Below are 13090 nucleotides of genomic sequence, written 5' to 3'. Positions count from 1 at the left end.
GGAACGGCGCTCGCGCGCTCAGTCGCCGGGGTGGCCGAGCGTCACGTCGTGCTGGTCCTGGCCGGCGCCCGACAGCGACACCGCGGTGGCGACCGGCGGGTAGCCGGAGGCGATCACGGTGTACTGGCCGCCGACCAGGTCGGCGAAGGCGTACTCGCCGTCGGGGCCGGTGACGGCCATGGCGACGACGTTGCCGGCCGCGTCGACCAGCGTGACGCGGGCGTCGGCGAGCGGGGCGCCGCCGGTGGTGCGGATGGTGCCGCGGACGCGGGCGCCGGGCGGCAGTTCCACGTCCTGGCGGGTGCGGCCGTTGCCGACGATCTCCGCCTGGACGGCGACCGGCCGGTGCGCGGCGGCGCTGACCGCGAGGGTGTAGGCGCCCGACACCAGGTCCTTGAACAGGTAGGCGCCGTCGTTGCCGGTCCGGCAGGTCCCGACGACCTCGCCGCGGACGTCGGTGACGACGACCATGGCGCCCTCGATCGGGTCGCCCTGGGCGCCCCGGACCGTTCCCGCGAGCCCGCCGTTGGCGGCCAGCGCCAGGTCGAAGTCCACGGTCCGGTCGCCGACGACGAGCGTGGCGGCCTGCGGCTCGTGCTCGCCGGTCGCGGCGATGAGCACGTAGGTGCCGGGCCCGGGGACGCCGAGGGCGTAGCGGCCGTCCTCGCGGGTGAACGCGCGGCCGAGCTGCTGCCCGCCCACGTCGATCAGGGTGAGGGTGGCCGAGGCGACCGGGTCTCCGTCGCCGCCGGTGACGCGGCCGCGGATCTGCGGCCTGCCGTCCCCGGCGCCGTTCGGTGACGGGGCCCCGGACGGGACGGCGCTCGCGGACGCGGCGTCCGCGGAGACGGCGCTCGCGGAGGGAGAGCCCGCCTGGGCGGCACCGGCGAGGCCGTCCGGGAAGGTGTGCTCCCCGGCGGACGCGGTCGGCGCTCCCACCGCGACGAGGTTCTGCTCCTGGCGGGCTTCGTGCCGGGGCGGGCGGGCGTGCCGTCCTCCCGAACCGGTCGGGCTCGCCGTGACGGGTTCCTGCGGGGCCGGGACGGCCGGTGCCCCGGCGGCGGCCGCGGTGGCGGTCTCCGCGACGGTCCCTGCAACGTTCCCGGTCTCCGCGGCGACCTCCGCGGGGCCGCCGCGCAGCGGCAGCTCCTTCAGCGCGATCACGGCGAGGAGACCGGCGGCGGCGATCGGGATGCCGACGAGGAAGACCATCTCCAGGGCCCCGGTGAACGACTCCAGCACGATGCCGTGGAACGGCTCGGGCAGCCGGTGGATCTGCTCCGGGGAACCCAGCACCCCGGCCGTCCCGGAGGGCGGCCGGACGTGCGCGGCGGCGAGCCTGTCGTTCAGCTCGGTCGTCAGCGCGTTGGACAGGATCGCGCCGTAGGCGGCCACGCCCATGGTGCCGCCGAGGTTGCGGAAGAAGGAGACGCCGGAGGTGGTGGCGGCCAGGTCCTTGGTGGCGGCGGCGTTCTGCGCGGCCAGGATGAGGATCTGGAGGGTGAGGCCGAGCCCGACGCCGAGCACGGCGACGGCCACGCCGATGTAGACCTCGCTGGAGTCGGTGTGCAGCCGGGACAGCAGGAACAGCGCCACGGTGACGCAGACCATCCCGATCACGGGGAAGATCTTCCAGCGGCCGGTGCGGCTGACGATCTGCCCGGAGACGGTGGAGGTCACGAGCATCCCGATGACCAGCGGCAGCGTCATCAGCCCGGAGGCGGTGGGGCTCATGCCCTTGACGATCTGGAAGAACTGCGGGAGGTAGATCATCGCGCCGAACATGGCGATGGCCATGCACAGCGAGCCGAAGGCGGCCAGCAGGAAGGTGGAGTTGCGGAAGAGCCGGGGCGGCAGGATGGGCTCGGTCGCGCGGCGTTCGGCGACGACGGCCAGGATCAGCAGCACGAGCGCGCCGCCGGCCAGCCCGTAGGTCCAGGTGGAGTTCCAGTCGAACTCCTTGCCGCCCAGCGACAGCAGCAGCATCACCACGCTGGCGGCGCCGGTGATGGTGACCGCGCCGAAGACGTCCAGCCGGGTGTCGCGCTTGACCTTCGGCAGCTTGAGCACCCGCTGGATGACCAGGAAGGCGACGACGGCGAGCGGGATGCAGACGTAGAAGCACCAGCGCCAGCCGAGCGCGTCGGCGTCGACGATGAACCCGCCGAGCAGCGGTCCGGTGACGGTGGCGACGCCGAAGACGGCGCCCATGTAGCCGGCGTAGCGGCCGCGCTGGCGGGGCTCCACCACATCGCCGATGATCACCTGGGCCAGCGAGGACAGCCCGCCGACGCCCAGTCCCTGGACGGCGCGGGCCGCGATCAGCTGGCCGATGCCCTGGGAGAGCCCGGCCGCCACCGAGGCGACCACGAAGATCAGCAGTGCGCTCTGGAACATCAGCTTGCGGCCGAACAGGTCCGAGAGCTTGCCCCACAGCGGGGTGGAGGCGGTCATGGTGAGCAGCGAGGCGCTGGCCACCCAGGAGAGCTGGTCCTGGCCGCCGAGGTCGCCGACGATGGTCGGCAGGGCGGTGCTGACCACCGAGGTGGAGATCATCGCGGTCAGCATGGCCATCATGAGGCCCGACAGGATCTCCAGGATCTGCCGGTGCGTGTACCGCGGCCCGGCCTGTTCCGCCGGCGCCGCCTCCTTGACCAGCGGTGCCGCCGCACTCGCTCGAACCACTCCCGCCCCCGTACTTTTGGGTATCCATTACCTGTGTTTTGCATATATCCTATGTAGTCAGGCGTTTACTTGCAAACCAGGACATACACGCGCGGAGGATAGGGAACCGGTGCTGGATCGACTGGAGCGTACGGAGGCCCCGGAGGCCAGACCCCGTCCCAAGCGGGACCGGGAGGCCACCCGCCGGCGCCTGCTGGAGGCCGCCCGCGACCTGTTCGGCGAGCACGGCTACGACGGCGTCACGGTACGGATGATCGCCGCCGCCGCGGACGCCAACGTGGCCCTCGTGCACCGCTACTTCGGCTCCAAGGCCGCGCTGTTCGCCGAGGTCCTGGAGGGTGAGTACGTCATCCAGCGGGTCATCGCCGGCGTCGACGACACCGAGCCGCTCCCCCTCCGGCTGGCCCGGCACTTCGTCCGGCAGGCGCACCGCGGGCCCGCCTCTCCCGTGCCCCGCATGCTCGACCGTTCGGTGGGCAGCGACGAGGTCCGGCGGATCCTCAACGAGCAGACGGAACGGCTCATCGTCCAACCGCTCATGGACCAGTTGTCGGGGCCCGATCCGCGGGTCCGCGCGCTGCTCGCTGTGACGATAATCATGGGCGGCGGCCCCATCCGGCGCGCGCTCGGCGTCGAGGACCTCCGCGCCGCCGACCCCGAGACGCTGACCGCCCGGATCGCCGCGATGTTCGAGGCCGCCCTGGCGCCCCTCCGCTGATCCCGCCCGCCGTACGCCGCCGGGTGTAATCGCGCGGCGCCGCGTACGGCACCGGGCGCAGCCGAGATCGACTCAGGGTCGGAGGGTCCCGTCCCCCACGGCACATAGGCTTTCCGCATGAGGCTGGGGGGAGCGCGACGGCTCCGTGAAAGGTGGGGTTCGGCCCGTACCGCCACGCGCTGGACGGCGGCGGCCGGGGCCGCGGTGGTCCTCGCGGGCGGCGGCGGCCTGGTGTGGGGCGTGGCCGCGGGCGGCGAGCCCGCCGTCCGGGCGCAGGCGCACCGCATCGAGGTGGTCGACGGGCCGAAGAACGACCAGCGTGTGACGTTGGACACCACCTTCTACCGCCCGGCCGGCGGCGGCAGGGCGCCCGCGGTGCTGCTCGGGCACGGGTTCGGCGGCTCCAAGGACGACGTCCGGCAGGAGGCCGAGGAACTGGCCCGGAACGGCTACGGCGTGCTGACCTGGTCGGCGCGCGGCTTCGGCCGCTCCACCGGCGAGATCGCGCTCAACTCGCCCGACTACGAGGTCAAGGACGTCCGGCAGCTCATCGACTGGCTGGCCAAGCGTCCCGACGTGCGCCTGGACGGGCCCGGCGACCCGCGGGTCGGCATGGCGGGCGAGTCGTACGGCGGCGCCATCGCGCTCCTCACCGCCGGGCACGATCCGCGCGTCGACGCCATCGCGCCCCAGATCACCTGGAACGACCTCGCCGACGCCCTCTTCCCCAACGGGACGGGCCAGGGCGCCGACAAGGGCGTGTTCAAGAAGCTGTGGGCCGGGCTCTTCTTCACCGGTGGCGCCGGTGAGGGCCCCGCGGCCCAGTCGTCGGCCTGCGGGCGCTTCCTCCCCGAGATCTGCTCGATGTACCAGGAGATCGCGGAGACGGGACGGCCCACTCCCCAGGCGATCGAGATGCTGCGGCGGTCCAGCCCGTCCCAGGTCGCCGGGCGGATCAAGGCGCCCGCGCTGATCGTGCAGGGGCAGGCGGACTCGCTGTTCCCGCTCGACCACGCCGACGCCAACGCCCGCGCCATCGCCGGCAACGGCACCCCGGTCTCGGTCGTGTGGTTCCAGGGCGGCCACGACGGCGGCGCCCCCGAGACCGACCGGATCCGCGGGCTCGTGCGCGGCTGGTTCGACCAGCGGCTGCGCGACCGCGAACCCGCCTCGGACGAGGAGCGCGCCGCCCCGTTCACCGTGACCCGCGCGGGCGGCATCGACTCCTCCACGCAGGAGGTCGTGGTGGAGCCGGCGAAGGCGGGCGCCTACCCGGGCCTGAACGCCGCGCCGCGCACGCTGCCGCTGTCGGGGCGCGAGCAGACCGTCCACAACCCGGCGGGCGGCACCCCGGCGTCCATCTCCGCGCTGCCGGGCCTGGGCGCCCTCGGCGGCCTCGGCGACCTGGGCGCGGGCGGCGCGGCCGAGGGGCAGCTGCCGGTCGACATGCCGGGGCAGTCCGCCACGTTCGACACCGCGCCGCTGCGCGAGCCGCTCCGGCTGACCGGGGCCGCGACCGTGCGGGTGCGCGTGACGGGCGAGGGCGACGTGCCGCTCTTCGCCAAGCTGTACGACGTGGGTCCCGGCGCCCGGCAGGGCGTGCCCGCGCGCCGCATCGCCGCCCCGATCCGCGTCCAGGACGCCGCCGGGGGGCGCGAGGTCGCGGTGACGCTGCCGGCCATGGACTACCGGTTCGACAGTGGCCACCGGCTCCGGCTCGTGCTGTCGACGACCGACATGGGGTTCGCCACGCCGGCCGCGCCCGCCTCGTACAAGGTGGCGGCGGTGTCGGGGCTGTCGGTGCCGACCGTGCCCGCGCTGCGCGCCGACCCGGCGCCCATCCCGTCCTGGGTGTGGGGCCTGCCGCTGGTCGCGCTGGCCATCGCCGCGGGGCTGCTGGTCACCGGGCGCGGCCGGCGCGGCGCCGCCGCCCCGGGCCGCAAGGACGCCTTCGATCCCGAGCTGGCCGCGGTGCCGCTGCAGATCGACGGGCTGACCAAGGCGTACAAGAACGGCCATCTGGCCGTGTCCGACCTGTCGTTCCGCGTCGAGAAGGGGCAGGTCCTGGGGCTGCTCGGGCCGAACGGCGCCGGTAAGACGACCACGCTGCGGATGCTCATGGGCCTCATCCACCCGGACGCGGGCGAGATCCGGATCTTCGGGCACCGGGTGACGGCCGGGGCGCCGGTCCTGTCGCGGCTCGGCTCGTTCGTCGAGGGCCCGGGGTTCCTGCCGCACCTGTCCGGCCGCGACAACCTGGACCTGTACTGGCGGGCCACCGGGCGTCCCGCCGGGGAGGCGCACCTGGAGGAGGCGCTGGAGATCGCCGATCTCGGCTCCGCCCTCGACCGCGCGGTCCGCACCTACTCCCAGGGCATGCGGCAGCGGCTGGCGATCGCCCAGGCCATGCTGGGCCTGCCCGACCTGCTGGTGCTGGACGAGCCCACCAACGGCCTGGACCCGCCCCAGATCCGCGAGATGCGCGAGGTGCTGGTGCGGTACGCGGCGGCCGGGCGCACCGTCATCGTCTCCAGCCACCTGCTCGCCGAGGTCGAGCAGACGTGCACGCACGCGGTCGTGATGTCGCGCGGGCGGCGGGTCGCCGCCGGCCCGGTCGCGGAGATCGTCGGCTCCGGCCGCCGGCTGGAGGACGCCTTCCTGGAGATCATCGGTACGGGGGATTCCACATGAGCACCCGAGAAGAGGTCACGACGCTGGACGCGGACGGGGCCGGGGGCGCCGCCCGGAGGGACGGGGCGGCCGCCGCGGGCTCGGGCGGCCCCGGCGACGGGGGCGGCTCGGCGGCCTACCGGGTGCGGCGCACGCTGCCGCTGCGGGTGGAGGTCGTCCGCCAGTTCCGGCGCCGCCGCACGCTGGTCGCGTTCGGGATCCTGCTGGCGCTGCCGTGGGTGCTGGTGGCGGCGTTCCAGATCGGCGGGGACCAGACCGGCCCGGACGGCATGCCGAGCCTGGTGGACGTGGCCACCTCCGGGGCGATGAACTTCGCCCTGTTCACGCTGTTCGTGTCGACCGGCTTCCTGCTGGTGGTGGCGGTCGCGCTGTTCTGCGGCGACACCGTGGCCAGCGAGGCGGGCTGGTCGTCGCTGCGCTACCTGCTGGCGGCGCCGGTGCCGCGGGCCCGGCTGCTGCGACAGAAGCTGGTCGTCGCGCTCGGGTACTCGACGGCGGCGGTGCTGACGCTGCCGCTGATGTCGCTGGTGGCGGGCACGGTCGCGTTCGGGTGGTCGCCGGTGGAGCTGCCGACCGGCGGGACCGTCCCGACCGGCACCGCGCTCGGCCGGATGGCGATCATCGTCGGGTACGCGCTGGTCGGGCAGCTGGTGGTGGCGGCGCTGGCGTTCCTGCTGTCGGTGACGACGGACTCGCCGCTGGGCGCGGTCGGCGGCGCGGTCGGGCTGGTGATCGTGTCGAACATCCTGGACGCGGTGACGGCGCTGGGCGGCTGGCGCGAGTTCCTGCCCAGCCACTGGATGTGGGCGTGGATGGACGCGCTGCAACCGCAGATCCAGTGGACCGGCATGGCCAAGGGGGCGGCGATCTCACTGGCGTATTCGGCGATTCTGTTCGCGCTGGCCTTCCGCCGCTTCCGGGCCCGCGACGTGGTTTCCTGACGGTGCTTTCCCCGGCGGCCGCCGGGCGGCATTCTGGGGCGATGAGCGACGCGGAGACGGTACGGGAGATCGCGCTGGGGCTGCCCGGCGCGGCGGAGAAGGTCAGCTGGGGAATGGTGACCTTCCGGTTGTCCAAGGGCTGGCAACTGGCCCCGAAGAAGGCCGTCGCCGAATTCGACGCCCGCTGACCGCGCCCGCCGCTCCGGCCACGGGCGTGGCGGCGCGTCGCTCCGCTGGCCGGATTCGGCCTCGGGAAAAACCGGCCCGACTTTCCTGACACTGCGCAATCGGATCGGTACGCACCGTCAAATCATCGCCCCGAAAATCGGTCGAACCGGCAGAGGTGGTGGCATATGCTCGGCGAACCTTTCGCCCGGTGTTCGCGTCGGACGAAATGACCGCGACATCGGCTCGATCGGCGGGTTAACACCCGGCCCGACGGGGGAGATGATCACCATGGCACGGCAGCAGCTCGTCAAACGTCCGAAACCGCCACGGCAACCGAGCCCGCTCGATCTCCGGACCCCCACGGGCCGTCTTCTGCCGTACTGACAAAAGGCTCACCGCCTCCCGCGGGAAAAAACCGAGCGCAGGGCCTCTCCACACGCCGTGGAGAGGCCCTGCGGCCGTTGGAGAGGCCCTGGATCAGGCGCGGGCGCGGCGCCGATCACGAACATGGCGCGCCAGCCCAGCGCCGGGATGACCGAGATCCCCAGCAGCGCGGTCACCACCGCGCCGACGTGGTACCCGGTCATGATCGTGGTGGTGGCGGTGCCGGACCGGCCGCGCCGGGCGTACTCGCCGACCAGGGTGATCGCGGTGGGCAGGCAGCCGCCCAGGCCCAGCCCGGCCAGGAACCGGAGCAGCCCGAACACCGCCGCCGAGGGCGCCAGCGCGCACAGCGCGGTGAACGCCGAGAACGAGGCCACGGCGATGATCAGGGCCTTGCGGCGGCCGATCACGTCGGTGATCGCGCCGATCGTGAGCGCCCCGACGGTCATGCCTACCAGGCCGGCGGTGGTCACCGCGGACGCGGTGCCGGGGGTGAGGTCCCAGACGTTCTCGCGCAGCAGCACGGGCAGGACGGTCCCGAGCACGACGAGGTCGAAGCCGTCCAGCAGGACGGCGGCCCAGCAGAGCGGGAGCACCCATGCACGGGCGGGTGGGGTTCGGGTCGCCATCGGCGGCCTCCAGTGCGCTGGGTCACAGCGGGTGTCCGCCCATGTTCGGCCCGATTTCACCGACTGACCTGCGAAAACTTCCACTGGGCGGAAAGTCGGTGACAATGCGACCATGCTGGAGACCGAACGCCTGATCCTGCGCCCGCTGTGCGGGGCCGATTTCGACGACTACGCGGCGATGCTCGCCGACTCCGAGGTCGCCGGCGGCCTGGCCGAGCCGGTGGGCCGGACCCCGGAGGACGCCTGGCGCAGCCTCGCCACGTTCATCGGCCACCACGAGATCCGGGGCTTCTCCCACTGGGCCGTGATCGAGAAGGAGACGGGCCGGTTCGCCGGCCGGGCCGGCCCGTGGAGCCCGCTCGGCTTCCCGGGCCTGGGCGTGGGCTGGTGCCTGGCCCGCGAGCACTGGGGCAAGGGGTACGCGACCGAGGCGGGCCGCGCGGCGATCGCCTACTGCTTCAGCGCGCTGGACGCCGAGGAGGTCGTCTCGCTCATCCTGCCGCGCAACGGCCGTTCGATCGCCGTCGCCGAGCGCCTCGGCCACCGCCACCTGCGGGACGAGGAGTACCGCGGCCGGTCCGTGCACGTCTACGGGCAGCGCCGCCCCGCCGCGAACGACTAGGGGCTCCGGCGGGCGGGCGGCGGCGCGCCGCCGCTCACCCGCCGGACGGCCCGCTTCTGATCACGCGGTCGGCGTGGGCGAGGATGCGGGTCCGGATCTCCTCGACCGTCATCCCGCCGCCGGAGAGCAGGTCGACGAAGTCGGCGCGGAGCGTGCCGAGCAGGACGTGGGCGGTGAACGCGGTCTCCTCCTCGGGCAGGCCGGGCCGGGCCTCCGCGATCACGGCGGCGAGCGCGGACTGCCACGTCCGGTAGCGGCGCATGCGGTCGGGGGTCGCGTGGTTGCCCATCGCGCGCAGCAGCGGCCGTCCCGGGACGGTGATCCGGTCGAACAGCCCGGCCAGGAAGGCGACGGCGCGCCCGGCCGGGTCGGTTCCGGAGTCGGCGAGGGCGGCGAGCGCGTCCGGCTCCCAGTCCTCGGTGAGCTGCTCGAACAGCGCGTTGACCAGGCCCGCGCGGTCGCCGAACCGGCGGAACAGGGTGCCCTTGCCCACCCCGGCCTCGGCGGCGATGTCGCTCATGGACACCTGGTCGATGCCGTTCTCGCAGATGAGGCGGTGTGCGGCCAGCAGGATCGCGCGCCGGTTGCGCGCGGCGTCGGCCCTTTCCCGGTGTGCCAACCGGCCCTCCCCTGACATAAACGGACCGATGGTCCGTATTCTATCCCCCGTAACCGGACCGCCGGTCCGCTAAAGGAGGATTCCATGCGCGCTGTACGCTTCCACGACTACGGCCCACCCGCGACCCTCACCCTCGACCAGGTGCCCGACCCCGAGCCCGGCCCCGGCGAGGCGCTGATCGAGGTCGTCGCGGCCGGCGTCAACTTCTCCGACCTCCAGCTCCGCTCCGGCGCCCTCCGCGCCTGGGCTCCCGACCTGCCCCTCCCGTTCACCGCCGGGCACGAGGTCGCCGGCACCGTCACCGCCGTCGGCCCCGGTGCCGACCCCGCCCTGCTCGGCCGCCGCGTCCTCGCGCTCTCCCCCACCGGAGGCGGCTACGCCGAACTGTTCGTCTCCCCCGCCGAGGCCCTGGTCCCCGCACCGGACCTGGACGAGCACAAGGCCCTCGCCGTCCTCACCCAGGGCACGACCGCGGTCGGCATCCTCGACCGGGCCGCCCTCGCGCCCGGCGAGACCGTCCTGGTCACGGCCGCCACCGGCGGGGTCGGCAGCCTCCTGGTCCAGCTCGCCGCGCACGCCGGGGCCACCGTCGCCGCCGTCGTCGACGACGGCCAGAAGGCCGAAACCGCCCTCGAACTCGGCGCCCGCGTGGCCGTCACGCCCGACACCCTGGAGGACGCCGGCCCCGTCCACGCGGTCCTCGACTCGCTGGGCGGGCCCTTCACCCGCGCCGCCCTCGGCCTCCTCCAGCCCGTCACCGGCCGGCTGGTCATGTACGGCCGCATCACCGACCGCCCGCACGAGATCGGCTCCGAGACCGTCTACCTGCGCGCGCTGTCGATCCTGGGGTTCGCCAGCGCCCTCCTGCCGCCCGAACGGCTCGTCCCGCTGCGCGACCGGGCCTTCGCGCTCGCCGCCGAGGGCGTCCTGGACCCCATCGTGGGCTCCGTGCGCCCCCTGGCCGAGGCCGCCGCCGCCCATGAGGCCATCGAATCCCGCACCTCGGTCGGCAAACACATCCTCGTCCCGTAACCCGCCCCCTTTTCAGGCATCCCCAAAAGGAGAAGAATGGCGTCTTAATCCCCCTGGTACGGCCGACCACCGGGCCGTCGTCCCCGCGCATCGGCGGCCCCCGCCTTCCAGCGAGAGGGACGCACATGACCTCCACCCGCATCCAGGACGAGGCCGCCGCGCGCCTGCGCCCCGGCCTCTCCGGCATCGCCCTCCTGCCGGACGACCCCGGCTACGAAGACGCGCGGACCATCTTCAACTCCATGATCGACCGGCGTCCGGCGGTGATCGCCCAGTGCGCCACCGCCGGCGACGTCGCCCGCGCCATCGAGGTCGGCCGGTCGCTCGGCCTGGAGATCGCCGTGCGCGGCGGCGGCCACGGCGTCGCCGGCAAGGGCATCACCGACGGCGGCCTCGTCATCGACCTGCGCCGCATGAGCACTGTGACCGTCGACCCCGCCGCCCGCACCGCCCGCGTCTCCGGCGGCGCCCTCATGAGCGACCTGGACCGGGCCACCGAACCGCACGGCCTGGCCACCACCGGCGGCCGCGTCTCCACCACGGGCGTCGCCGGCCTCACCCTCGGCGGCGGCTCCGGCTGGCTCGAACGCCTCTGGGGCCTGGTCTGCGACAACCTGCTCGACGTCGAACTCGTCACGGCCGACGGCGAGATCGTCCACGCCGGCGAGGAGGAGAACCCCGACCTGTTCTGGGCCCTGCACGGCGGCGGAGGCAACTTCGGCGTGGCGACCGCCCTCACGCTGCGGCTCCACCCGCTCTCCAAGGTCACCGTCGCCCTCCTGCTGTGGCCGCCCGCCGCCGCCCGCGACGTGCTCACCGACTACCGCGCCTTCATCGACTCGGCGCCCGACCAGGTCGGCGGCGCCGCCATCTACCTCACCGCGCCGCCCGAGCCGTTCGTTCCCGAGGACCTGGTGGGACGGCAGGCGCTCGCCATCCTCGCCGTCTACGCGGGCACGGGCCCCGAGGCCGACGACGCGCTCGCGCCGATGACGGGCCTGGAGTACACCGGCGGCCTCGTCGCCGAGATGCCCTACGCCGACTTCCAGTGCATGCTCGACGACCCGCCCGGCTTCCGGAACTACTGGTCGGCCGAGCACATCGGCGCCCTCCCGGACGAGGCCCTGGACCGGTTCGCCGCCCGCGCCGCGGACATGGTCGTCCCGTCGGCGTCCCAGCACATCCTGCTGCCCCTGGGCGGCGCGGTCGCCGACGGCGGCACCGACTACCCCGTCCCGTGGCGCTCGGCGCCCTGGGTCGTCCACCCGCTGGGCCTGTGGGAGAACGCCGAGGACGACGAACGCGCCATCGCCTGGGCCCGCGGCACCATCCGCGACATGCGCCCCTGGTCGATCGGCGCGGTCTACCTGAACTTCATCGGCAACGAGGGCCGCGACCGCGTCATCGCGGGCGTCGGCGCCGACAACCACCGCCGCCTGTCGGAGGTCAAGGCCCGGTACGACCCGGAGAACGTCTTCCACCTCAACCAGAACATCGAGCCCGCCTGACCGAGGTCCTCTAAGCTGCAGGGCCATGATCACCCCAGACCAGGAGGAACCGCTCGCACTTCGGCCCTCATACCGGCACCTGATCCTCGTCGTCCTCATCTACGTCCTGGTCAACGTCGGCCTGATCATCACCGACCGGGGCATGCTCGTCCTGCTCTCGCCCCTCTACCTGCCGCTGAGCATCGCCATCGCGCTCGGCCCGGGGATCATCACCCTGTCCGGCAGCCGCGGCCGCACGACCGTCGACGCGTCAGGGGTGACCCGAACGAAAGGCGGCACCGAGCAGCACATCCCGTGGGACGAGATCGAGCGGATCTCCTTCACCGGCGGAGCGCTCGGCATGGGCTTCGTGCTGGTCCTGGTCAGGCGCGGGGGCGGTCGGCTGATCCTGCCCGCCCCCGCGCCCAGCATGTTCGCTCGCGAACGCTCACTCGCGGCCCGGCTCGAACCGATCTACGCCAGAGCCGGGACGCACCGCCCCCGCGTCGCCTCCCAGCCCGTCCAGCCGGGCGCCCGCCGCGTCACATCCCTCTCGCACACCATGACGCTGGCGGTCCTCACGGGCGTCTCGGTGCTGACGCTCTACCTCGCGAGCCCCTGGACCCAGGCCTGGTGGCCGGGCCGGGAGGAAGCCGTCGCCCTGCCGACCGCCTGCTCGGTCGCCGACAAGGCGACCGTCGCCCGCCTGGTCCCGAACGCCAGACCCCCCAAGTCCGTCCCGCCGGGCCGTCCCGAGCGCGCCAGCCTGTGCTCGTTCAGAACAGCCGACCCGTTCCCCACGCTGAGCATCGCCCTCGTCCTGGAGGAACGCGGCCTCGGCCTCGACGGCGGCGCCACCGAACGCCTGCGCGACTCCTACGCCAAGCGGTCATGCCCGGCGAGACTCCCGGGCATCGGAGACGACGCCTGCCTGACGATCAAGAACGTGGGCGACGTCAGGACCACGGTCGGGGTGTCGGCGCGCAAGAACAACATCCACATCACCGTCGAGTACTACGGAACGGCCCCGACCACCCCCGCCACCGAGGAGACCATCCGCCTGACCCGCGCCGCCCTGGACGGCATCCCCTTCGAATGACCACTCACCGCGCGG

The 13090-nt window shown here is 73.7% G+C and carries 11 protein-coding genes; 8 read left to right on the top strand and 3 right to left on the bottom strand.

Annotation, left to right across the window (positions count from 1 at the left end; all coding sequences use genetic code 11):
• Nucleotides 1-18: 18 nt before the first annotated feature.
• Nucleotides 19-2685 carry an MFS transporter gene (locus ACZ466_RS26555; RefSeq protein WP_378288157.1) on the bottom strand — a complete coding sequence of 889 codons (2667 nt, stop codon included), beginning with the start codon at nucleotides 2683-2685 and terminating at the stop codon, nucleotides 19-21.
• Between the two features lie 109 nt (nucleotides 2686-2794).
• Here ACZ466_RS26555 and ACZ466_RS26550 point away from each other — a divergent pair, with 109 nt between their 5' ends.
• From ACZ466_RS26550 to ACZ466_RS26535, 4 genes are all read left to right on the top strand, one after another.
• The gene (locus ACZ466_RS26550; protein WP_378288156.1) at nucleotides 2795-3403 is read left to right on the top strand and encodes a TetR/AcrR family transcriptional regulator; all 609 of its coding nucleotides are present in this window, start codon (nucleotides 2795-2797) and stop codon (nucleotides 3401-3403) included.
• A 117-nt stretch (nucleotides 3404-3520) separates the two neighbouring features.
• Nucleotides 3521-6094, top strand: coding sequence for a CocE/NonD family hydrolase (locus tag ACZ466_RS26545; protein ID WP_378288155.1), 2574 nt, complete (start codon nucleotides 3521-3523; stop codon nucleotides 6092-6094).
• The gene (locus tag ACZ466_RS26540) at nucleotides 6091-7035 is read left to right on the top strand and encodes an ABC transporter permease (RefSeq protein ID WP_378288154.1); all 945 of its coding nucleotides are present in this window, start codon (nucleotides 6091-6093) and stop codon (nucleotides 7033-7035) included. The genes ACZ466_RS26545 and ACZ466_RS26540 overlap by 4 nt, the downstream gene beginning before the upstream one ends.
• Before the next feature lie 41 nt (nucleotides 7036-7076).
• Nucleotides 7077-7223 (top strand): hypothetical protein, encoded by a 147-nt coding sequence (locus ACZ466_RS26535; RefSeq protein WP_378288153.1) that lies wholly within the window; start codon nucleotides 7077-7079, stop codon nucleotides 7221-7223.
• A 372-nt stretch (nucleotides 7224-7595) separates the two neighbouring features.
• Here ACZ466_RS26535 and ACZ466_RS26530 read toward each other — a convergent pair whose 3' ends face one another.
• Nucleotides 7596-8216: an MFS transporter gene (locus ACZ466_RS26530; RefSeq protein ID WP_378288152.1), complete on the bottom strand. Its 621-nt coding sequence runs from the start codon at nucleotides 8214-8216 to the stop codon at nucleotides 7596-7598.
• Nucleotides 8217-8328: 112 nt separating this feature from the next.
• Between ACZ466_RS26530 and ACZ466_RS26525 the strand changes: the two genes are divergently transcribed.
• Complete coding sequence (locus ACZ466_RS26525) at nucleotides 8329-8838, top strand: GNAT family N-acetyltransferase (RefSeq protein WP_378288151.1); 510 nt, start codon at nucleotides 8329-8331, stop codon at nucleotides 8836-8838.
• Between the two features lie 34 nt (nucleotides 8839-8872).
• Here ACZ466_RS26525 and ACZ466_RS26520 read toward each other — a convergent pair whose 3' ends face one another.
• On the bottom strand, nucleotides 8873-9457 hold the full coding sequence (locus ACZ466_RS26520) for a TetR/AcrR family transcriptional regulator (RefSeq protein ID WP_378288150.1): 585 nt from the start codon (nucleotides 9455-9457) through the stop codon (nucleotides 8873-8875).
• An 84-nt stretch (nucleotides 9458-9541) separates the two neighbouring features.
• Here ACZ466_RS26520 and ACZ466_RS26515 point away from each other — a divergent pair, with 84 nt between their 5' ends.
• From ACZ466_RS26515 to ACZ466_RS26505, 3 genes are all read left to right on the top strand, one after another.
• Nucleotides 9542-10489 (top strand): alcohol dehydrogenase catalytic domain-containing protein, encoded by a 948-nt coding sequence (locus tag ACZ466_RS26515; protein ID WP_378288149.1) that lies wholly within the window; start codon nucleotides 9542-9544, stop codon nucleotides 10487-10489.
• Nucleotides 10490-10614: 125 nt separating this feature from the next.
• Nucleotides 10615-11997: an FAD-binding oxidoreductase gene (locus tag ACZ466_RS26510; protein WP_378288148.1), complete on the top strand. Its 1383-nt coding sequence runs from the start codon at nucleotides 10615-10617 to the stop codon at nucleotides 11995-11997.
• Nucleotides 11998-12022: 25 nt separating this feature from the next.
• Entirely contained in the window at nucleotides 12023-13075 is a 1053-nt protein-coding gene (locus ACZ466_RS26505; protein WP_378288147.1) for a PH domain-containing protein, read from the top strand.
• Nucleotides 13076-13090: the final 15 nt, after the last annotated feature.

Source organism: Actinomadura rugatobispora, assembly GCF_055379765.1.
Note: the sequence above shows the minus strand (reverse complement) of the source record. Positions and strands in the feature narration are given on the sequence as shown.